This window comes from Nostoc sp. T09 (assembly GCF_002154695.1).
Lineage (GTDB): Bacteria > Cyanobacteriota > Cyanobacteriia > Cyanobacteriales > Nostocaceae > Aulosira.
This window is the reverse complement of the sequence record NZ_MTAV01000002.1, coordinates 104,329-125,443: the sequence shown is the minus strand read 5'-3', so window position 1 is coordinate 125,443 and position 21,115 is coordinate 104,329. Positions and strand designations below refer to the sequence as shown.

Below are 21,115 nucleotides of genomic sequence, written 5' to 3'. Positions count from 1 at the left end.
ATGACACAACAGAATATTTCAAAACTCCAGGTTTCAACATGGACGAGGTTTAAATGGATTTAGAAAGTTTTCAATTGTGTTCGTTCTGCTATCTTACGAGCCAATTTTTCAAAATCTTCATAAACATTTTTTACCGCCCTAGTATGAGCACCAATAGCACCGTCGGCAGGTTTTAAATGAAACATAGGTTTATGAGCTTCTTGAGCCATTGACATTAAACTTTGGTAGCTTTTGAGTAAAGCTAAACAATTAGGATCATCCTGTAAAGAAATATTTTCATCTTCTCGATCATTCAACATAGCTTCTCGATAAACTTTTGGGATTTCACTCATTAAAAGATGATATGCTTTTGCTGGTCGATCTAATCGCATTGGTAGCTGACAAACAACATATCCGATGGGCTGGATAATACCTGCTGGTAAAGGTTCAGCATCAGTAATATTATTAGCTAATATAGTTTTCCAGCCTTCTCGCCAACGAGTGAGAGTCTGAGCAAGATTACGTAATCCATATAAAGGAGATATATCTAATAAAAGTGGTATGACAACATAATCTGCGGCAATTAGTGCTGCATGATTAATAGCTCCTAAATTTGGACTTAAATCCATTAAAATAATATCAGCTTTATTACCTATCGATGCTTTTTGAAGAATTCTCCAAAAAGCAGATAGATATTGAAGAGAAAGGGTTTTTCTGGATTGCAATTCATGCCATCTGCTTGATAGGTAAGATTCAAAACTTGTAAGCAATAAATCACCTGCGAGAAGTGCTAGTTTATTAGCTGATAAATCATAATTAGCAATATATTCTAAGTGAGGTTCTGCAATATCATCTATACCTTTAATTAGTGGTTCAACGCATCCAAAAATAGTTTTTTGATGATGCTTTTCTAACCAAATCTCTTCCAAGCGTTCCTCATCCAAAAAAGCAGTCGTCAGGTTTGCTTGCGGATCTAAATCAGCAGCGACTACCCGATACCCTAAATCGCTATACATCCAAGCCAAGTGATAGACTAAGGAAGTTTTGCCAACTCCCCCCTTGTTATTAAAGAAAGCAATTATAGTGGTACTCATGGTTTTCTCTTGAGTGTTGCTAACACATAAGTATCTTCGATAGCAAATTCTAAGGGCGGGTTGCCATTCTTCTGAATTTGCTGACGTGCTAATTGAATTCCTACTCCAAATCGCTGAACATAACCAAGATTTTTCATCGCTTCGGCAAGGTGTGGATTACGATAATCTGTAATCCCAGGTTGACCAAAGTTTTGCCGATTTACTTGACCGAATGGCCCACCTGGATTTTGAATTTCAATCCTGTCATTAAACCAAGTAATTCTTACTGGTGCATTTGTTCCTTCATAGGTACGATGCATAACTGCATTTCTTGCTATTTGTTGCAAGGAAACTATAGGGTAATCAGGTTGGCGAATTTCTATTGGCTGTGCAGTGATGTCTGTTGCTACCGAGATATGAGCTTGAAAAATTTCATCTAACATCCTTAGCACATCTATAAGCGAACCACTAATTTCTTTTTGATCTTTGATGGGGTCAGTTAATTCTGTACCATCAATGCGAAGAAATTGAACATAGGCACAAGGAACAAATTGTCTAGGGTCGTTACCCACCACTAATACACCTAAGATAGTTGGTGTAGCTGTTTGTTCAATTTTTGCAAAACGCGCCCCTGCTAATTGCTGTTCAATAGAACGCTGATTTTCTTGGAGAATTTCGTCGGCGACAGAAGAAGGTAAATAAACTCGAAGAAAAAGCTCTAAATCGAGGTCATCTAAACTTGCTGATGTTAAAGTTCGCAGATCAAAAGGCAAGTCTTTTGAACGTCTTTTTTCAGCTAAACGACGTTCTTCTTCTGCTGTAGCAGTGGCTCTGCGGGGGCCAACTCTGATCCAAACACGTCCATTAAAGCGTACAGGAGGTGCATCTGATGGTTCCACAATCACTACAGCCAGTTCACATCCACCAATATTTCGCTTTTGCACAATCATTGTCGGAAAAGGCAAAATGTTTCCATCAGAACGCATAGCTGCAAGTGTGACCAAAAGCCTATCATCTATGGAAAGATTTGCACAGCTACCATTATCGTTAACTCCAATAAATAGAACTCCTGGTAGTTGGTGGTTAGGCAAATCATTAGCAAAGGCACAAATTGCTTCGCAAAGCTTATTTTTATCAGATATTGAAGCCTTGCGTTCTACCCGATCTGATTCCAGGTCATTGAGGAGAAATTCTAACTCCTGATCATTCATTAAGCTTCTCCTTTTCACGACCCATAATCTGCTCTATCTATTTTTCATAGTAATTGCTTGTGGTGGATACTGCTGCAACACTTGACTCAAATATTCTCCAGTGTATGACCTAGAATTATTTGCCACTTCCTCTGGTGTTCCTGCTGCAATTACTTCTCCCCCTTTGTCGCCACCATCTGGACCCAAATCTATTACCCAATCTGCACAACGAATTACATCTAAGTTGTGTTCAATTACCAAAATAGAATTACCTTTATCCACTAAACGTTGCACTACATCCAGCAACTTATGAACATCATAAAAAGATAACCCTGTTGTGGGTTCATCTATTAAATAAAGTGTCTTACCTGTAGCGCGGCGAGATAATTCTGTTGCTAATTTAACTCGCTGTGCTTCGCCACCAGATAAGGTGGTTGCAGGTTGACCAAGTTGGACATAACCTAACCCGACATCAACTAAAGTTTGTAAGCGATTAACAGCTTTGGGAATGTTTTGAAAAAAGTCTAAACTTTCTTCAACTGTCATGTTGAGAACGTCAGAAATGCTTTTATCTTTGTATTTCACTTGCAAGGTTTCGCGGTTATATCTCGCACCTTTACAGATTTCACATTGCACATAAACGTCGGGTAAAAAATTCATTTCAATGACATTTACACCCTGTCCACTACAAGCTTCGCAACGTCCCCCTTTGACATTAAAAGAAAATTGTCCGGGTTTATAACCTCTAGCTTTAGCTTCTACTGTTTGAGAAAATACATCCCGGATGACATCAAAAACGCCTGTGTAAGTTGCAGGGTTAGAACGTGGTGTTCTCCCAATAGGAGATTGATCGATAACTATGGCTTTATCAACAGCACTTAAACCTTTAATTTCTTCCAAATCTTTTGGTAAGGGAACTCGCTTAGTGAGATGGTGTTGTAATGCTGGGTAGAGTAATTCGTTAATTAAGGTAGATTTTCCAGAACCAGAAACACCTGTGACGGCGACAAGTTTACCCAAGGGAATTTCTACGTCGATATTTTTGAGATTATTGCGATAGGCATTGTGAATTACTAAACTTCGCCCATTTCCTTCGCGGCGTTGTGCTGGTGTAGTAATTACTCTTCTTCCTGATAAATAAGCACCTGTTAAAGAGTCTTCTGCTGTTAGCAACGCCTGCAAATCACCTTGGGCGACAATATTTCCGCCATGAATTCCTGCACCAGGGCCAATATCAACAATGTGGTTAGCTGCACGAATGGTTTCTTCATCATGCTCAACCACAATTAAGGTATTACCTAAGTCGCGTAATTTAGTTAAAGTTTTGAGTAATCTGCCATTATCTCGTTGATGCAAACCAATACTTGGTTCATCTAAAACGTAGAGAACTCCTGTTAAGCCTGAACCAATTTGTGTAGCGAGACGAATGCGTTGGGCTTCTCCACCAGAAAGGGTCATTGCGGGACGGTCTAAGGTGAGGTAATCTAACCCTACATCTAATAAAAATTGCAATCTGGCTTTAATTTCTCTGAGGACTAAATCAGCAATTTGAAATTGGCGATCGCTCAATTTTAACTGATCAATTCTCTGCCGTGAATCTCGAATTGATACTCCAGTTAAATCTAAAATTTTGTACTGTCCCAATCTCACAGCTAAGGCTTCTGATTTTAACCTTTTCCCACTACAAACTTCACAAGGTTGATCGATTAGATAATCTTCTAATTTTTGCTTAACTAGTTCCGAACCGCCTTCATATTGCCTTTGGAGTATGGGAATTACGCCTTTAAAACTCTGCTTTTTCTGGGCTGCGGTAGTGGCTTCCTCTCCATGCAATATAATCTGTTGCTGTTCTGCTGACAGTTTACCCCACTGCACTTGTAACTCAAACCCGTAAGCTTGCCCCACACTATAAAGCAATTCTAGATAATAAGAATTATCTTTTTCTGACCAAGGTGCAATTGCTGCATATACTGGCGCTTCACTATCAGGTACTATTAAATCTGGTGAAAACCGCTTTAAACTGCCTAGACCATGACAGTTAGGACAAGCACCATAAGGAGAATTAAAAGAGAATAATCGCGGTGATAATTCTTCCATTACTGCCCCATGTTCTGGGCAAGCAAAGTTTTCTGAAAAAACTAATTCTTCTTCTATTTGTCCTTGGTCATTTGCCATTTGTCCTTTGTCATGAGTGATGACAATAGTGGCAATTCCATCTGACAGTTTGAGACAGGTAGATAGGGAATCTACCAAACGTTCTTGAATGCCATCTTTCTTGATTAAGCGGTCGATTACTACTTCAATAGTGTGATTGAAATTTTTATCTAACTCAATCGAATCAGATAGTTCTCTAACTTCGCCATCAACGCGCACTCGCACAAAACCTTGAGAAGCCAAACTCGATAAAAGTTTGCGGTGTGTGCCTTTTTTGCCGCGAACTACCGGGGCGAGGATTTGAAAGCGGGTACGATCGCTTAATTCCATAATCCGATCTACCATCTCATCAATGGTTTGTGGTGAAATACAGCGATCGCATATCGGACAATGAGGTTCACCCGCCCTGCCAAATAACAGCCGCAAATAATCGTAAATTTCTGTTACAGTGCCAACAGTGGAACGGGGGTTATGGGAAGTAGACTTTTGATCGATGGAAATCGCTGGACTTAAGCCTTCAATCGCTTCCACATCTGGCTTGTCCAACTGTCCGAGAAATTGCCGCGCATAGGCGCTGAGAGATTCCACATAGCGGCGTTGTCCTTCAGCGAAGATAGTATCAAATGCCAAAGAAGACTTACCCGAACCAGAAACCCCAGTGAAGACAATGAGGCGATCGCGTGGTAATTCTAAATCAATATTTTTCAGATTATGCTGCCTAGCACCCCGAATACGAATCGTATTCTGGTTGTTGTGGCTGGAGTGCGGAAGATGTCCATTTAAGGATACGGCTAGCTTTGGATCTGACATATCGGCAAGCTGATTGTGAGAAGCGGCGTGAAACAGTCCTTAATAATACTATCTTTACCGAGCCTATAGTAGAACGTCCGTACTGTTTTATTTTGGTAGTAATTATACGCCCTTGGGGTTAGGTAGGAAGATGAAGAGAAGCGGGGATGGGGAGACAAGGAGACGCGGGGAAATGGCAAATGACAAATAACTATTGATTTTTGACTTCTTGCTCAATCGCTATTGCTAATTCATCTGGATCGACAGGCTTAGTAATGTGCCTTTGAAAACCTGCGGCGAGAATTTTTTGATTGTTAGTTTCGCCTGCAAATGCTGTCAGCGCGATCGCGGGTAGTCTTCCACCGTGCAATACTTCCAATTCTCTAACTTGGCGGATGAGTGTATAACCATCGATATCTGGCATGGCGATATCGCTGATTAATAAATCTGGTTGGATTTTGGCGATCGCTGCAAGTGCTTCCCGCGCTGAAGCAACAGGTGTGACTTCAACGTCATATTGCTCAAGGATAAAGGTGATTAAATCCAGGCTATCAATATCATCATCCACAGCCACTATCCGCAAACCCTGAAGATTTGGGCAATCATTCGGCAATTCTTTATCCTCACTTTTTGGCGAGACAGTAGTCATCACGGGTAGCGTTACCGTAAAGCTTGCTCCCAAACCTGCTCCGGGACTTACGACTTGCACAGTACCATCATGGAGTTCGACAATGTGTCGGACAATTGCTAACCCTAATCCTAAACCACCAAATTTTCGTGTTGTTACATCATCTGCTTGCCGAAAGCGCTCAAATACATAGGGTAGAAAGTCGGGACTAATTCCTTTACCTGTATCTGTAACTTGGATTTGGGCCTCAGAGCCAACTTGCTGGAGTTGGATTTCTACTCGACCTCCTGCTGGTGTAAACTTTACAGCGTTCGTCAGTAGATTTCCTACTACTTGCTGTAAGCGATTGGGATCGCCTTTTACTTTGCCCACATTAGGATCGAGCTGCGTCTGTAGTTGAATTGATTTAGCTTCAGCTGCTAACCGCACAGTTTCTAAGGCTGCCTCAATAGTAACAACCAGGTCAACGACACAGATATTTAGGCTGAGTTTACCACGGAGAATGCGCGAAACATCCAATAAATCGTCAATTAACCTTGTTTGTAATTTGGCATTGCGCTCGATGATTTCTAGTGCTTGAGTCGTCTTTTCCGCATTCAAGTTGCGGTTGAGCAGAAGTGTTGACCAACCTAAAATTGGATTGAGTGGAGAGCGCAGTTCGTGGGAGACTATCGCCAGAAAATCATCTTTCAGTCGGCTAGCTTTTTCTAACTCTATTCGAGCAGCGCGTTCCCGTGCCAAAGCCTGGGCGCGTTCCTCAATCACCAATTTTTGATCGTGAATATCCGTACAAGAGCCAAACCATTTGACGATTTGATCTTCTTGATTTCGCAATGGAAATGCTCTTACTAAATGCCAGCGGTATTCGCCATCAGCAGCACGCAGAAGACGGCACTCTATATCATATGTTTTGCCAGTACGCAGGGAATTTTGCCAAACTTCTATTGTGCGTTCTACATCATCGGGATGCACAATATCTTGCCATCCTTCACCGCGTGTTTGTTCTAAAGTTTTCCCCGTGTAGTCATACCAGCGTTGATTGTAATATTCATGATAGCCATCTGGCTGTGTAACCCAAAACATTTGCGGCATTGTATCCGCTAATGTGCGAAAGATTAATTCACTTTGACGAAGTGCTACTTCTGCTTGCTTGCGATCGCTAATCTCAAAAAGCATTCCCAACATGCGAATCGGCTTTGCTTCTTGGTTGTACTGAAAGCGTCCGAAGGCCGATACCCAATGTAGGCTACCATCCCCCCAGATCACTCGGTATTCGTCTTCATAATCTTGCTGCTTCGCCATCGCCGTTTGAACTGTTACCTCAACGCGAGGCAAATCCTCTGGATGAACGCGGCTAGACCATTGCTGATAAGTCCGTTGCGGGTTTCCCGGCTCATACCCAAAAATCATTTCATGGTAACGAGTCCACACAACCTGACTAGTCTGTAAATTCCAATCCCAAGATCCGATCCTAGCGGCATCAAGTGCTAGAGTCAGGCGTTCTTGGTTTTCCCGCAATTGCTGCTCTACCTGTTTACGTTCTGTGACATCCAGAAATGCGCCAATCACGCCGCGTACAGCACCATCCTCATCCCGCAATGGCACGGCTCTACCGTAAATTGATCGCACATCTTCGTCACTAAAGACAAATTCAAATTCCGCTTCAACAGGCTGTCCAGTGCTACCCGCCAGTTGCATTGGTAATTCTTGGGGTGGAATATCCTGACCATTTTTTTGGATCTTGAACTTAAATGGAAACTCTCCATCAGCAGGAGTAGCTGTTAAGACCGATCCTGGTGGTAGCCGCATCAATTCATAGGCAGCTCGGTTTACAGTCATGTGATGGCAGTAGGGATCGTTAGCCATCCAGACAGCAGCGGGAACTGTTTCCATGAAAGTTTCCAGTTCTTGTGCGCGTGCTTTAGCGATCGCCTCACTTTGTTGCAGGGCGAATTCTACTTGCTTGCGATCGCTAATATCGGCATTGATGCCGGTCATGCGTAAAGGTTTGCCCGCATCATCGTAAAATACTTTCGCTCTGGCGTGCATCCAATGAATACTGCCATCCTTGCAAACCACGCGCCAGTCGGTGAACAATTCCCCTGTTTTCAGTGAAGCAATTACATCTGCTTCTGCCTTAGCTAAATCATCAGGATGAACCCATCTCGCCCACTCTTCATAACTACCACCAAACTCACCTGGTTTTAAACCGTAGAGAGCTTCTAACTCTTTTGACCAAATATTGACATTAGTTTGAATATTCCACTCAAAACTACCAATCTTTGCAGCTGCTTGTGCTAAATCTAACCTTTCTTGCTTTTGTCGCAAATTATCTTGGATTTGCCTGCTGTGAGTGATATCAGTACAAACACCAACCCATTCCCGAATCTTGCCCGATTCTGTCACAACTGGTACACCACGCGCAGAGAAATAACGATAGATTCCATCTGCACCAAGTACCCGATATTCATTTTCGTAAATACTTCTTTGCTGAACGGCTTTTATCCAAACTTGCCTAGTTCGTTGCCGATCCTCTGGGTGCAGTGCTGCCAACCAGCCCCAACCTCTCACCTCTTCAGGACTCTGCCCTGTGTAAGCTCTCCAATCTGGTATATCAACCACCTGCCCATCAGGATCGGTTGTCCAAACCATTTGGGAAGTTGCGACTACTAGAGAACGATACCGTTCCTCACTTTCTCTCAGGGCTGCTTCAGTTTGCTTACGTTCAGTAATATCTGTGAGCATAGCGATCGCACTCGAAAATTCACCCTGCTTATTAAGGATGGGACTAGTGGATACAATTGCGCAGAATTCTGATGTGTCTTTACAGCGTAAACACAAGTCAAATTGCTGGTTAATCTCATGAAGATTGTGCCTTTGTTGCTCTAACCATCGCTCTAATTCAATTTGAACCTGACGTTCCACAAAGTCGAAAATTGGGTGACCAATCATCTCTTCTATGGTGTAGCCAAGCATTTGGGCTAAACGCTGGTTGACGTATTCTATCTGTCCTCTACTGTCAAATATCCAGATGCCTTCATTGGCTGTCTCTACCAACCGACGATAGCTTACCTGTAGTTTTGCTAGCTTTGCCTCTGATGCCTGCTTAGCAGTACGCAGTTCTGCATTTAACGAACTAATCAATAGTGCTATCAAGCTAAATATGACTAGTTCTAGCACATCAGATCCACTCCTCAGTGATAGTGCGTATAATGGCAGTGTAAAGAAGTAGTTATTAGCTAAAATCGCTAAGACTGTAGCCACCAAACCAGGGGTGAATCCACCGTACCAACTACTAAAGACTACAGCAGCAAAAAAAAGTGACGAAACGTCTAGTTGCAGCAGTCGTTCCAGCAATAAACTTAATAGCAACGCCAGTAGGACTGACAAAATAGAAACACCGTAGCGTTGCATCTGTGAACGCTGGATTCTTAACATACTGCTTTTAGATTAGATCGACTCCTATTTTACCGTGGGCGACTTGCTTGAGTAATAGAATCAGGGCGTATGGTGAACGAAGTTTAAATACTGGGATGTCGCGCGATCGCTTTCTGATTTCAACGAGTGTAACGATACTATAGACTTAAAATTGATTGCGCTAACGAGGCAGTCTAACCATGCTCGCCAATGCAGCCACCTATGAAGTTACCTGGGAAAAATTACCAGATGATTTTGTTTTAGACGATGAGCCAGTGGATAACATTAATCAACCTACCCTTGCTGCGGCTCTCACAGAAAGCTTGGAACTGTCGGGGAGATTACCAGCCGACGCCTTAACCATAACTAACTATGGTATCTGTGCCACCTTGAACCGTCAGTTCGTGATCAAAGCCCCGGATTGGGGATATGTACCATCTATTCGTGTACCACGAGCCGAAGTTAAACGCAGTTATACCCCAAGGCTCCAAGGGGATATTCCTGTAATTGTAATGGAGTTTATCTCAGATACCGAAGGTGGAGAGTATTCCAGTAAACCCACCTATCCGCCTGGTAAATGGTTCTATTATGAGCAAGTTTTACAAGTACCAAACTATGCCATTTTTGAACCAGATGAGGGAGTTTTAGAATTTTATCAGCGAGATAATTCCGGGCGTTATCAACTGCAATCACCAGATGCAAATAACCGTTACTGGATTGCTGAAATGAACTTATTTTTGGGTAGCTGGCAAGGAAGCCGAGAAAATCGTACAGGTTATTGGTTGCGTTGGTGGGATGAGCAAGGCGAACTATTACTATGGGGAGGAGAGTTAGCCACTAAAGAACGTCAGCGTGCAGAAAGATTGGCAGAGCAGTTAAGAGCTTTGGGAATAGAACCCGAAGCTTAAGCTTGAGTGAAGAGCCAAGAGTCAAAGAAGAAGAATTCAGAATTCAGAATGCAATTAGTGGGGGCTTGATATCCCTAAGTCATCCACCACTCGCACACTCGTCATTCTGACTCCTGGCTCCTGACTCCTAACTACTTCTTGGTCAAAAGTCAAGGGACAAGAGTTTTTCTTCCTTGTCCCCTTGTCCTCCTTCCCACATCTTCCTTGTCAGCCAATCTCTAATCCCCAGTCCCTACACCACTACTTTTTCTAATATCAACTTAGAACGCTTCACCTGTTCAGGAATGACAACGGGGTAATCTCCAGTAAAGCAGGCTGAACAGAAACTATTGGTGTCTTCTCGCGTTGCTTCTAGCATTCCTTGCCAACTGAGGTAAGCAAGGGTGTCTACTTCCAACTGCTTGGCAATTTCTTCGACTGACTTGGTAGCAGCAATTAACTGATCCTGAGTATCGGTATCAATGCCATAAAAGCAAGGATGAGTAACTGGCGGTGAGGAAATTCGCATATGTACTTCCACTGCACCAGCGTCATGTAAGGCTTTAACGAGTTTCCGGCTGGTGGTTCCCCGCACAATCGAATCATCTACAATAATCACTCGTTTGCCCGCTAGCACATCTTTCAGAGGGTTGAGTTTCATGCGGATGCCCGATTCACGCATGGTTTGGGTTGGCTGAATAAAAGTGCGTCCGACGTAGCGATTTTTAATCAGTCCTTCACCATAGGCGATCCCAGAAGCTTGAGAAAATCCAATGGCGGCTGGTATGCCAGAATCAGGAACCCCAAAGACAATATCAGCCTCAACCGCAGATTCTGCCGCTAGTTGCCGCCCTAACCGCATCCGGTAACTGTACAAGCTCTCGTCATGCATGATGCTATCAGGACGAGCAAAGTAAATCATCTCAAAGATACACAATTTCCGCTGGGGCTGCTGATGCCAGTGAACGGAAGTTAGACCTTCTTCGTCGATCCACACTAATTCCCCTGGTTGTACGTCTCGGACGTAATCCGCACCAATAATGTCTAAACCACAAGTTTCGGAAGCTAGAACATAACGGTCTGGATCGCCAGCTAAAGCCCCGATTACTAGGGGGCGAATGCCATTGGGGTCACGCACACCCATAATACCCACAGGAGTGCCAATTACTAAACTAAAGGCTCCTTGGCAGCGATTAAACGCTCGGATACAACCATCTAGCCAATTTGCACCAGCATTTACTTCTTGGGCGATCGCAAACGCAATCATTTCTGAGTCTGTTGTCGTCACTAAGTTGCATTTGTTCTTCAGCAACTCTTCGCGTAAGTGCACTGTATTGACTAAATTACCATTATGTGCCAATGCTAACGAACCTAAGCGACTTTCGACCACAGCAGGCTGGGCATTAACTTTGCGGCTAGAACCTGTAGTTGAGTAACGAGTGTGCCCAACGGCTAGGCTACCTGGTAACTCGTTGAGCACAGATTCGTTAAAGACTTGAGACACCAAGCCCATATCTTTGTGCAAGTGTACTTTTGTACCTTCAAAAGTCGCAATGCCAGCTGATTCTTGACCCCGGTGCTGGAGTGCATACAATCCAAAGTAGGTCAGTTTAGCAACATCTTCTCCTGGTGCGTAGACGCCAAAAACACCACAAGCTTCTTCTGGCTTGTCGGGACGAATTTCATGACTATTGATTGGGTTGTTTGACTGTTGGGGGTAGTCATCCGGAGTGACGGAATCATAGGGAATCATGCTGGCTTTGCTCCTGGTGGTGGTGTCAAGTCACTGGGATTAGACGATATCAACTTGGTTAGAAGTATTTTTAGAGATTTCTGAATCAGCGTTGTGGATTGTAGAGACGTTGCAGACAACGTCTCTACAATCCCAAATCCAAAATCTAAATCCAAAATTGATATGAGTGGATAGTTAGAGTTTTCTTAATAAAACTTTAACTGTCCATTAAAACAGTACCGTAATTATGCTAATTGACGTTAGCGATCCAGCTTGGGGGGATTTTACGAATTAACTAGGGGTAGTAATGTGGATTGCTAAACGTCTAGCGATCGCGTGGGAATAGCGATCCATCATATCGTTGATAGTAGCGTTTATTAAGGTTTGGTTATCAGAGGTTAAGACCCCCAAGCCAACGCCAGAATTAGCCACTGTACCCAGTTTTTGCCATTGTTGACCGAGATGTTCTTCTAAGTAGGATTCCCAAATTTCTTGTTGTTCTGACGCCACAGATACTAAAATCTGCCCACCACCTTCGCCAAACAGCAGTGTATCTAGGCGTGTTGGCTGATTGGCTGGGATTTCTAAGGTAATTTGGGCACCAAGCTTACCAGTAATGCAAGATTCGGCTAAAGCAATAGCTAGTCCTCCCTCAGCACAATCATGAGCCGAACGTATCCAGCCTGCACGAATACCTTCGCGGCAAACTTTCTGTATGCGACGTTCCCAGTCAAAATTTACCTTGGCTGGTCTGCCAGCAACAGTGCCGTGAATTGTGGCTAAATATTCGGATGCGCCCAAACTTTCGTCAGATGTTGGCAGCAACCCAAGAAGATAAATTCCATCGCCAGCAGTTTGCCAAGCCTGACCACAAATTTTGTTGATATCTGGGATTAATCCCACCATACCGACAACAGGCGTGGGATAAATGGGTTGGGGATTACCTTGAGAATCAAGGGTTTCATTATAAAGAGAAACATTGCCACCAGTTACAGGTGTAGCCAATTCCTGACAGCCTTCCGCCAAACCACGACATGCTTCTGCTAATTGCCAGTAACCGATTGGTTTTTCTGGACTGCCAAAATTCAAGTTATCCGTTACCGCCAGAGGTTCAGCACCCACACAACTAAGATTGCGTGCAGCTTCTGCTACCACTGCCTTAGCTCCCTCATAGGGGTCAAGATAGACATAGCGTGGATTGCAATCTACCGTTGCGGCTACAGCTTTGTTACCTCCTGCGCTGACGGGGGAGGTTGGGAGGGGTTCTAGAGGACGTAAGCGCACCACAGCAGCATCAGCGCCACCTGGGAAAATCACAGTATTGTTTTGCACCTGATGGTCATATTGGCGATACACCCAGCTTTTAGAAGCAATAGTAGGAGTATCGAGCAAAGTTAGCAGAATATCATTCCAAGTTTGTAAACTACCTTGAATTTCAATGCCAGCAGTAATGCAGTCAGGCAAAGAATCAGCCCTCCATTCCCAAGCTTGGCGGGCATATTCTGGAGGTTCCGCCAACAATTCCCGATGATATAGGGGGGTGTTTTCTGCCAAAGCATCCGCAGGAATTTCTGCTGCTATTCCACCTTCAAAGAGAATCCGCACAATAGGTTCAGGAATTACCGTACCAGCAACAACAGCCTGGAGTCCCCAACGGTGAAAAATGTCAATTAGCTCCTGTTCCCGCCCCTGATGGGCAACGAACAGCATCCGTTCTTGAGATTCCGAAAGCAGGTATTCATAGGGAACCATGCCCAATTCCCGCGCGGGAATTTTATCCAAATCTAGTTCAATCCCGACACCGCCTTTAGCTGCCATCTCTGATGTCGAACAGGTGATGCCAGCAGCACCCATATCTTGTGCAGCGACAACTGCACCTGTTTTAAATGCCTCCAGACAAGCTTCAATTAAAGACTTTTCTAAAAAAGGGTCGCCAACTTGCACAGCGGGACGGTCATCTATTGACTCATCAGTTAATTCTGCACTAGCAAAACTTGCTCCTCCCATGCCATCGCGTCCGGTGGTAGAACCAACATACAGCACAGGGTTACCTATACCCGATGCCCCAGATTTGACAATTTCTGGCGTTTCCATCAATCCCAAGGCCATGACATTCACTAGCGGATTTCCGGAGTAAGCAGGGTCAAAGTAAACTTCGCCGCCCACTGTGGGCACTCCAACGCAATTACCATAGTGGCTGATACCAGCCACAACACCTTGAAATAGCCTTTGGGTTTTCGCATCTTCTAGAGAACCAAAGCGCAAGGAATTTAATAAGGCTATGGGACGCGCACCCATTGTAAAGATATCTCGCAGGATACCACCCACTCCGGTGGCTGCGCCTTGGAAGGGTTCAACTGCTGAAGGATGGTTATGGGATTCAATCTTAAAGGCAAGTTGCAATCCATCGCCTAAATCTACAACACCAGCATTTTCACCAGGGCCAACGAGAATGCGGGGACCTGTCGTGGGAAACTGTTTGAGTAAAGGCCGGGAATTTTTATAACAACAATGCTCTGACCACATTACGCCAAACATTCCCAATTCAGCTTTGTTGGGATGTCGCCCTAGCCGTCGGACAATTTCTTCATATTCTTCTGGTTTCAAACCTTCAGCGGCGATTTCTTTGGGTGAAAAGGGAGCAGAGGATTTGGCGGTCATGGAAATAATGCACCAAAAGGACAGAGCATTATTCTATCGGTTTAATTGCGCTGTAGGTGTAGTTGGAGGAATGCAGATAATTCTTCTTTAGAAATTTCTCGCTGCACTACTCGAATCACCATGTTATAAGTTTCTTCTGCTGACAAGTTCAAACTATAGCCGTTCAATGTAATAAAAGTATCCATCACAGCAAATGCAGTGCGTTTATTACCATCGATAAAAGGATGGTTCATCGCTAGATGGTACAGATAAGCTGCTGCTTGCTCGTAAATTGTAGGATGAAGCAGTTCACCGCCAAAAGTAGCCTGAGGTTGAGCTAAGGCTGAATCAAGTAAGCCTTCGTCTCTAATACCAGCAGTACCGCCAAATGTCTCAATTTGGCGTTCGTGAATCTTGATAACTTGGAAATTAGAAAGAAATCTAGGAGTCTGCAAGGCGGCGATATACCTCTTGCCATTTTTTTTCAGAAGCTAAATAAGCTTGCCATACCTCGTCATCCTCAGCAGTCACATTTAAGGTAGTATCCCCTAATTTTTCTTTGCTGTTCTCGGTTTCACGGAAAGATGCAGCAAAACCAGGAATGCTCAACAGTTCCTCACTTACCTGATTTTCTGCTGTTGCTTGCAAATAAGCCAGAAAAGCAACTGCTACTCGCAAGCGTTCAGGAGAAAGCTGACGTAAACGGTTTTCTGCTTCTAATAAATAACTGCTGTGCTTTTGTTCTGTTGTCATTGTTGCTTATTCGCTGTTGTTTCAACAAGACGTTGTGGATCATTTTTACTGCTGAATCTAGCTTATCGTGTTGATTTTTAAATAGCGATCGCTATCTCAAATTGATATTTACGTAAGCCAAAAAATGCGATCGCTATTTTTTTATTCAATCAAATATCCAAAAATCTCAGGGGTGCCCATGTACCTCTTGATTTTTCAAGACAATTTACTATTCACTGATTTCATCATTGTTACTCTCGCCTGCTTTCGACGGTACAGAAATACTAAGCTAGCACCTGCAATTGCTAATCCAGCTAAAGGTGAAGACTCCGGAACTGTTGCTATCCGCCGAAACTCGATGGGGGTATTAACTAGCAACTGACCACTGCTGCTAAAAATTTGGTCTAACGAGTTGATGCTGTTAGCTTGAATCGAGACGCTAGATATCACCTTACCACCAGTACTACTAGGACAACCTGTTGGTGCATTATTCCCAACATAACGACTTGGCTCATAGGTTAGATCCAGACTACAAACAGCAGCAGCAAGATTATTCTGGCTAATAATTCTTTCCGACACCGGGCGATCGCAAAGTCCAGTTAAACTGCTTGAATTGATAAAGCTACGAATACCAAGGTCTATAGCACCACTGCCTAATCCGAAGGAATAAAAGCGTACTCGGTTGAACCCTGCGCTATGTTGTTCCAAATAAACATTTTGAGATTCATCTGTCCCACTACTACCATCTAGCTGCACTTGACAATTTGTCATAGTAATGACTGGTACTGAAGGATTGCTAGCTACTTGGTTGGCGTTATCAAAATTGCCAGTAAACCACTTTACTACCTCTTTAATCTGTGCTGAGAGAGTCGGTAATTCAGCAGCTTGGCTCTGTTGGGGGAAAACAAATCCAGTCAATAAAAACGCTAAGGTGTAAGCTTTTAGTTGATTCATAATAGATTCGCAACTTAAACTAAACATTAGCAAGATTTTGGATTAAATAAGAAATATATTAAGGTTATCTGGATTCAAAATCTACTGTTTAACGTTAGATTTATCAGTTAGTCACCTCTCCAATAATTACTACTGAGCCTGGTTGTTATGCTGGATAAATCAAATTTGTTAGCTATCAACTCTGTAATTGCTCTCAACTATAATTAGCACAAAGTTATTAAAAATTAATGTGCGATCGCTATTGAAACAATACCAATCGCACTTAATGCCTCTGTTTATTTTGTAAAAAAATGGGTGACAATAAACCCATTTTTTGCCAAACAGACTTTGATGCATGATTTATTGAACGCTACCAACTTGCAGATTCTGTAAAATCAAATCTGCCCTTGGTGAAAATCCGTCGCCGTATTCTACTGGATAATTGGTAATTACATAGAAAACTTTGCCATTTTGCTGACCAAGGTACACATTACCTACTATGCTTTTTCCTTTACTGAAAACAATCTTTTCTTTTGCCCAGGCATAAGGAACTTTTTGAGTTCGATCAACAACCCGCCATTTATTGGATGCAATTAAACCATTCTTAGCATTAACAAAGCTTTTTAACTGTTGGAGAGTTTTTAAATTATTCAGAAAGGCAATGTGGACATATGCGTTCTCATTTTTACTACCCCCAAAATTAGCAATAAACCTCGCTCCTGTACCTTCGCCAGAACTACTTCCTTCAGCTAGAAATTCTTTGTCTGGAAAGTAGGTGGTAAACAAATTGCTGTATTGGTCATAGAGTCTTAGAGTAATAGGGGTTTTTTCTCCTTCAACACTAATAGTGGCAGTTTTAGTGGTTGGTCTATTAGTTTTTGAGTTATAACTGGCTTGAATGGGTGTAGGTGTAGCTGTAAGACCATTTCCTGAGGAGAGTTGATTAGGCAGCGGTGCGGCGCAACCCAAGGATGTTGCCAATAGAATTGCCCCAGTCATGAGCTTTCTAAGATGAAGATGCATTTTCCAGGATAGGGATTGGTTGTTTACAGATAAATGGACTTTGTCACTTAAGTTACAGTTCCTTTGGCTTGAATGTGTATTTTTCTCTAAATAGCAAGAAATTCCTTTGGCAGATAAAGTTGGGCTATAACCATCCAGTGATAACAATCACAGATGCCCATGATTAAGATCGTCTCTGTACAATTGGCAAACTGCCATAATGCCTTATAACTGAACTCTAGCCGAGTCATTAATAGGGAACACAATATTTGCCGACAGTCTTTTATTAAAGGCTGTCGGCTTTTTGTCTTTGGTTAAGAGTCAACAGGCAGTAGTCCAAGAGCTTTGAGACATTACTAATGACTAACCATAAAATTTCCCCACACATGGTTGGTAACTTGACATAGAACTTGCCAGAGCCACAACCAGTTGTGGGGAGAGTTATGATCAAATGAGAAATGTTATGGATTTTGAGTGCTAAATATCAGCACTCACTCTAGTGAACCAAAAGTTCACTACTCGAACCAGCACACACTTTGTATCAAGACATTGCCTGAATAATGTAATCAAAGTATGGTGCTGCTTCAGCAGCGTCTTCTGAACTAAGTAAGTCAAGGGAGGCTTTTTTCAGGGAAGTGATAGCTTCTACCATTCCAGGTACGGGAACGCCCAATGAATTGTACATTTCCCGCACACCAATCAAACCAATTTTTTCAATTGGCTCTTTATCCCCAGCAAGTACGCCATAGGTAATCAGGCGCAAATACCAGCCAAAGTCACGAATACAGAGAGAACGCTGACGTTCGCCGTAAGCGTTACCACCAGGTGAGATGAAGTCAGGACGCTTCTGCCACAATTGTTTGGTTGCTTCCTGAACGATCTTTTTTTCGTTTTCAGCTAGGGTGGCGGCAATCCGCGTCCGCTGTAAGCCTGTTTGCAAAAAGGTTTGGATACTTTTCAGTTCGCCACTGCTGGGATAACGCAGTTCATCGTCGGCTTTGAGAATAACTTGGCTAATTACAGTCATGATTATTGCAATCAAGCGAAATATTATTTGCTAGTTTAACGAGTCTGAGGTACACAAGTGAAGGGTTACACGCTGCTATGTATTGAAATTACATGTTTGAGAAGTCGAGAGTGGGAATTGGGGGCAAGGGAAAGATGAAATCACTAATGACCAATGACCCTTGACTCTTGACTAATGACCAATGACTAATGACCAATGGCTAAATGACCAATGACTAAGACAGTTTGGCAACAGGGTGAATTAATTGAAGTTGCGATCGCTGATTTGAGCGATACAGGCGATGGCGTAGGACGGTATAACGATCGCGTAGTTTTTGTACCAGATACTGTACCAGGCGATCGCGTTGTTGTCCGCTTGGTACATGTAAAACCCAAATACGCCCACGGCAAACTTCAGGAATTATTGCAACCATCGCCTCATCGGCATCGGCCAAGTTGCATTGTGGCTGATAAGTGTGGTGGTTGCCAATGGCAGCATATTGATTATGAATTCCAACTAGCAGCTAAGCGCAATCAAGTTATCCAGGCTTTAGAGCGTATTGGCGGTTTTATGCAACCACCAGTAAACCCAGTACTCGCGGCTACCTCACCTTTGGGCTATCGCAACAAAGCTACATATCCCCTGAGCAAATCCCCAACAGGACAGGTACAAATTGGTTACTACCAAAAAGCTAGTCACCAATTAATTAACTTGAATCAATGCCCAGTGCAAGACTCCAGGTTAAATCCAATACTTGCTGGGGTGAAGCAAGATATTCAACAGCGGGGTTGGCAAATTTATGATGAACAACGCCACCAAGGGCAAATCCGCCATCTCGGTTTACGTATTGGACGACGTACTGGGGAAATATTGCTGACTTTGGTTGTCAAGGACTGGAATTTACCAGGAATTGAAATCCTAGCCCAGGAGTGGTTAAAACGCTATCCCCAATTGGTAGGAGTATCATTAAATCGCAATCCTGCTCGTACAAATACTATATTTGGCAGCGAAACTCGTTGCGTTGCTGGTATGCCATACTTGCGAGAAAAATTTGCAGGATTGGAATTTCAGGTACTTCCGGATACGTTTTTTCAGGTTTATACTGAAACAGCGGAGGCACTATTAAAGGAGATTGAGTCAGAACTGAATCTCCAAGGGTATGAGGTGTTGGTTGATGCCTACTGCGGTATTGGAACTTTAACGTTGCCTTTGGCGAAACAAGTACGACAAGCTACTGGGCTAGAAGTACAACCAGAGGCAGTGCAACAAGCAATTTTGAATGCCCAACGTAATGGAATTAATAATGTTACTTTCCAAACTGGGGCAGTAGAAAAATTGCTGCCACAGATGGAAAATGCACCAGATGTGGTATTACTTGATCCGCCGCGTAAAGGGTGCGATCGCTCTGTTATGGAAACTTTACGGCAAGTGAAACCATCTCGAATTGTTTACGTCAGCTGTAAAGTAGCTACCCTCGCCCGTGACTTGAAATTGCTTTGCGAAGATGGGCTGTATACTATCAAACGGGTACAACCAGCGGATTTTTTTCCTCAAACTGCTCATGTGGAAGCAGCCGCATTCCTTGTGTTATCACATCTAGACGGGGGTTCTGCCACCTTGACAAAAACTCAAATTTGAAATTTGTAGTCTAGTGCATAATAAAAATGCTAAAATTGAATTAAGCTAAAAATAGGTTTAATTTTGTTTAAAAAACTGAAGTTGCATAGACTCTAGAAATTATGAATTAGATTGTTTAAAAGGCAAATCGGCCAACAGACATAACCTAAAAATGCTATTTATAAATCCCAGCATTTTTTAGTTAATTACTACCTTTGGAGTTTACTCCTTGCCGATTTAAATATTTAGCAACCTTAAATCATGAACAGAGTCAATGCTCCCTAGCATTTTCAATATTTAGTTTTAAAGACGCAAGTTTGAAGGCAACATGACCACCTCAATTTTTATCAGGGTGCCTGTAATAGCAAACTGATGTCTAGCTAACTGAAAGCTATGGGGTTTCTCTTGTGATTACTATCTCGCTCCGTCCAGTTGGACGTTATTGGGGCACTATTAGTTTTGCCTCAACTCTCTATCTATGTCCAATCTTAGATTTGCTTTTGGCAGAGATTCCACCAACATTACAAGCCGAGTTGCGCCTAGGGCTTCAGGAAGCTTTAGTAAATGCAGCGAAACATGGCAACAATCTTGATCCTAGTAAAACAGTAGTAGTTCGCTTTTCGTTAATAGATAATCAATATTGGTGGATAATATCAGACCAAGGTAGCGGCTTTGCTCCTGCATCTGACTCCGACGCTGATTACGATCCCGACCCAATAGATTATCTCCCACCCGATGAAGCGGAAAGCGGTCGTGGTCTTTGTCTCCTCCATCAGATTTTCGATCAGGTAGAGTGGAACCGCAAAGGCACAGAATTAAGGCTTTGCAAACAGCTAGAACATCGCCCTCGGCTATCTCTGCGGCGGTGACAAACAGAGCAACTATTAGTGATTGGGTATTGGGTATTTGGAAAACTTTTTCCTAGTCCCCAGCCCTTAGTCGCTGATCCCTAGTCTTTATTCGTTGATCCCTGATGACCATGAGTAGGACAAGGGGGAGCAGAAATAGAGCGATCTAACCAGCCAGTAGCCTGTTCTAGTCTGGCGAGGGCTTCTTGTGGCTGATCTTTCAGAAGAAACACAAGAGCTGCGGCGGCTTGTTCCCGAGCGCGGAAATTGCGGTTAGACTTGAGGCGATGCCAATCGTTAGGGGTAATGCTTAGCCTTTCCATCAGGGCTTGAGCTAATTCTAAATTGCTAAATTCATTCAGTTGGCTGGTTTTAGGCAGCTGGGTTTGAGACATAACTCTAAGTGCTGAGTGTTAAGTGCTGAGTTAGTCCATAGTCTCAATTTTGGCTATTGACTATTGGCAGACTCACATTTAATCATAGTTTAC

Annotated in this window: 15 protein-coding genes; 3 read left to right on the top strand and 12 right to left on the bottom strand. The window is 43.1% G+C overall.

Translation table 11 applies throughout. The features are described from left to right. Positions 1-59: 59 nt before the first annotated feature. The 4 genes from BV372_RS00970 to BV372_RS00955 all read right to left on the bottom strand — a co-directional run bounded on the left by BV372_RS00970 (position 60) and on the right by BV372_RS00955 (position 9,251). The gene (locus BV372_RS00970) at positions 60-1,073 is read right to left on the bottom strand and encodes a ParA family protein (RefSeq protein WP_086681849.1); all 1,014 of its coding nucleotides are present in this window, start codon (positions 1,071-1,073) and stop codon (positions 60-62) included. After that, positions 1,070-2,263, bottom strand: coding sequence for an ATP-binding protein (locus tag BV372_RS00965; protein ID WP_086681846.1), 1,194 nt, complete (start codon positions 2,261-2,263; stop codon positions 1,070-1,072). Before BV372_RS00965 ends, BV372_RS00970 begins: the two co-directional genes overlap by 4 nt. A gap of 33 nt (positions 2,264-2,296) precedes the next feature. Then, positions 2,297-5,206, bottom strand: a complete 2,910-nt coding sequence (gene uvrA / locus BV372_RS00960; RefSeq protein ID WP_086681843.1) for an excinuclease ABC subunit UvrA — start codon at positions 5,204-5,206, stop codon at positions 2,297-2,299. 190 nt (positions 5,207-5,396) lie between these two features. After that, positions 5,397-9,251, bottom strand: a complete 3,855-nt coding sequence (locus BV372_RS00955) for a PAS domain-containing protein (protein ID WP_086681840.1) — start codon at positions 9,249-9,251, stop codon at positions 5,397-5,399. Positions 9,252-9,430: 179 nt separating this feature from the next. Between BV372_RS00955 and BV372_RS00950 the strand changes: the two genes are divergently transcribed. Continuing rightward, positions 9,431-10,138, top strand: a complete 708-nt coding sequence (locus BV372_RS00950) for a Uma2 family endonuclease (protein ID WP_086681838.1) — start codon at positions 9,431-9,433, stop codon at positions 10,136-10,138. Positions 10,139-10,370: 232 nt separating this feature from the next. Here the strand turns inward: BV372_RS00950 and purF are convergent, their stop codons facing one another. The 7 genes from purF to BV372_RS00915 form a co-directional block, all read right to left on the bottom strand. After that, positions 10,371-11,870, bottom strand: coding sequence for an amidophosphoribosyltransferase (purF, locus tag BV372_RS00945; protein ID WP_086681835.1), 1,500 nt, complete (start codon positions 11,868-11,870; stop codon positions 10,371-10,373). A 270-nt stretch (positions 11,871-12,140) separates the two neighbouring features. After that, entirely contained in the window at positions 12,141-14,510 is a 2,370-nt protein-coding gene (purL, locus tag BV372_RS00940; RefSeq protein ID WP_086681832.1) for a phosphoribosylformylglycinamidine synthase subunit PurL, read from the bottom strand. 41 nt (positions 14,511-14,551) lie between these two features. Next, positions 14,552-14,944: a type II toxin-antitoxin system death-on-curing family toxin gene (locus BV372_RS00935; RefSeq protein WP_086681829.1), complete on the bottom strand. Its 393-nt coding sequence runs from the start codon at positions 14,942-14,944 to the stop codon at positions 14,552-14,554. After that, positions 14,931-15,242, bottom strand: coding sequence for a hypothetical protein (locus BV372_RS35820; protein WP_179197932.1), 312 nt, complete (start codon positions 15,240-15,242; stop codon positions 14,931-14,933). Before BV372_RS35820 ends, BV372_RS00935 begins: the two co-directional genes overlap by 14 nt. 195 nt (positions 15,243-15,437) lie before the next feature. Continuing rightward, entirely contained in the window at positions 15,438-16,175 is a 738-nt protein-coding gene (locus BV372_RS00925; RefSeq protein ID WP_179197931.1) for a chromophore lyase CpcT/CpeT, read from the bottom strand. 339 nt (positions 16,176-16,514) lie between these two features. Beyond that, a complete protein-coding gene (locus BV372_RS00920; protein ID WP_256973050.1) occupies positions 16,515-17,153 on the bottom strand; it encodes a hypothetical protein in 639 nt (212 codons plus the stop codon). A 544-nt stretch (positions 17,154-17,697) separates the two neighbouring features. Continuing rightward, entirely contained in the window at positions 17,698-18,183 is a 486-nt protein-coding gene (locus BV372_RS00915; RefSeq protein ID WP_086681820.1) for an allophycocyanin subunit alpha-B, read from the bottom strand. Positions 18,184-18,393: 210 nt separating this feature from the next. Between BV372_RS00915 and rlmD the strand changes: the two genes are divergently transcribed. Both rlmD and BV372_RS00905 read left to right on the top strand, forming a co-directional pair. Continuing rightward, positions 18,394-19,800 (top strand): 23S rRNA (uracil(1939)-C(5))-methyltransferase RlmD, encoded by a 1,407-nt coding sequence (rlmD, locus tag BV372_RS00910; RefSeq protein ID WP_086681818.1) that lies wholly within the window; start codon positions 18,394-18,396, stop codon positions 19,798-19,800. A gap of 386 nt (positions 19,801-20,186) precedes the next feature. Continuing rightward, on the top strand, positions 20,187-20,648 hold the full coding sequence (locus tag BV372_RS00905; protein WP_086681815.1) for an anti-sigma regulatory factor: 462 nt from the start codon (positions 20,187-20,189) through the stop codon (positions 20,646-20,648). Between the two features lie 80 nt (positions 20,649-20,728). Here BV372_RS00905 and BV372_RS00900 read toward each other — a convergent pair whose 3' ends face one another. Next, a complete protein-coding gene (locus tag BV372_RS00900) occupies positions 20,729-21,022 on the bottom strand; it encodes a DUF6439 family protein (RefSeq protein ID WP_086681811.1) in 294 nt (97 codons plus the stop codon). Positions 21,023-21,115 lie beyond the last annotated feature (93 nt).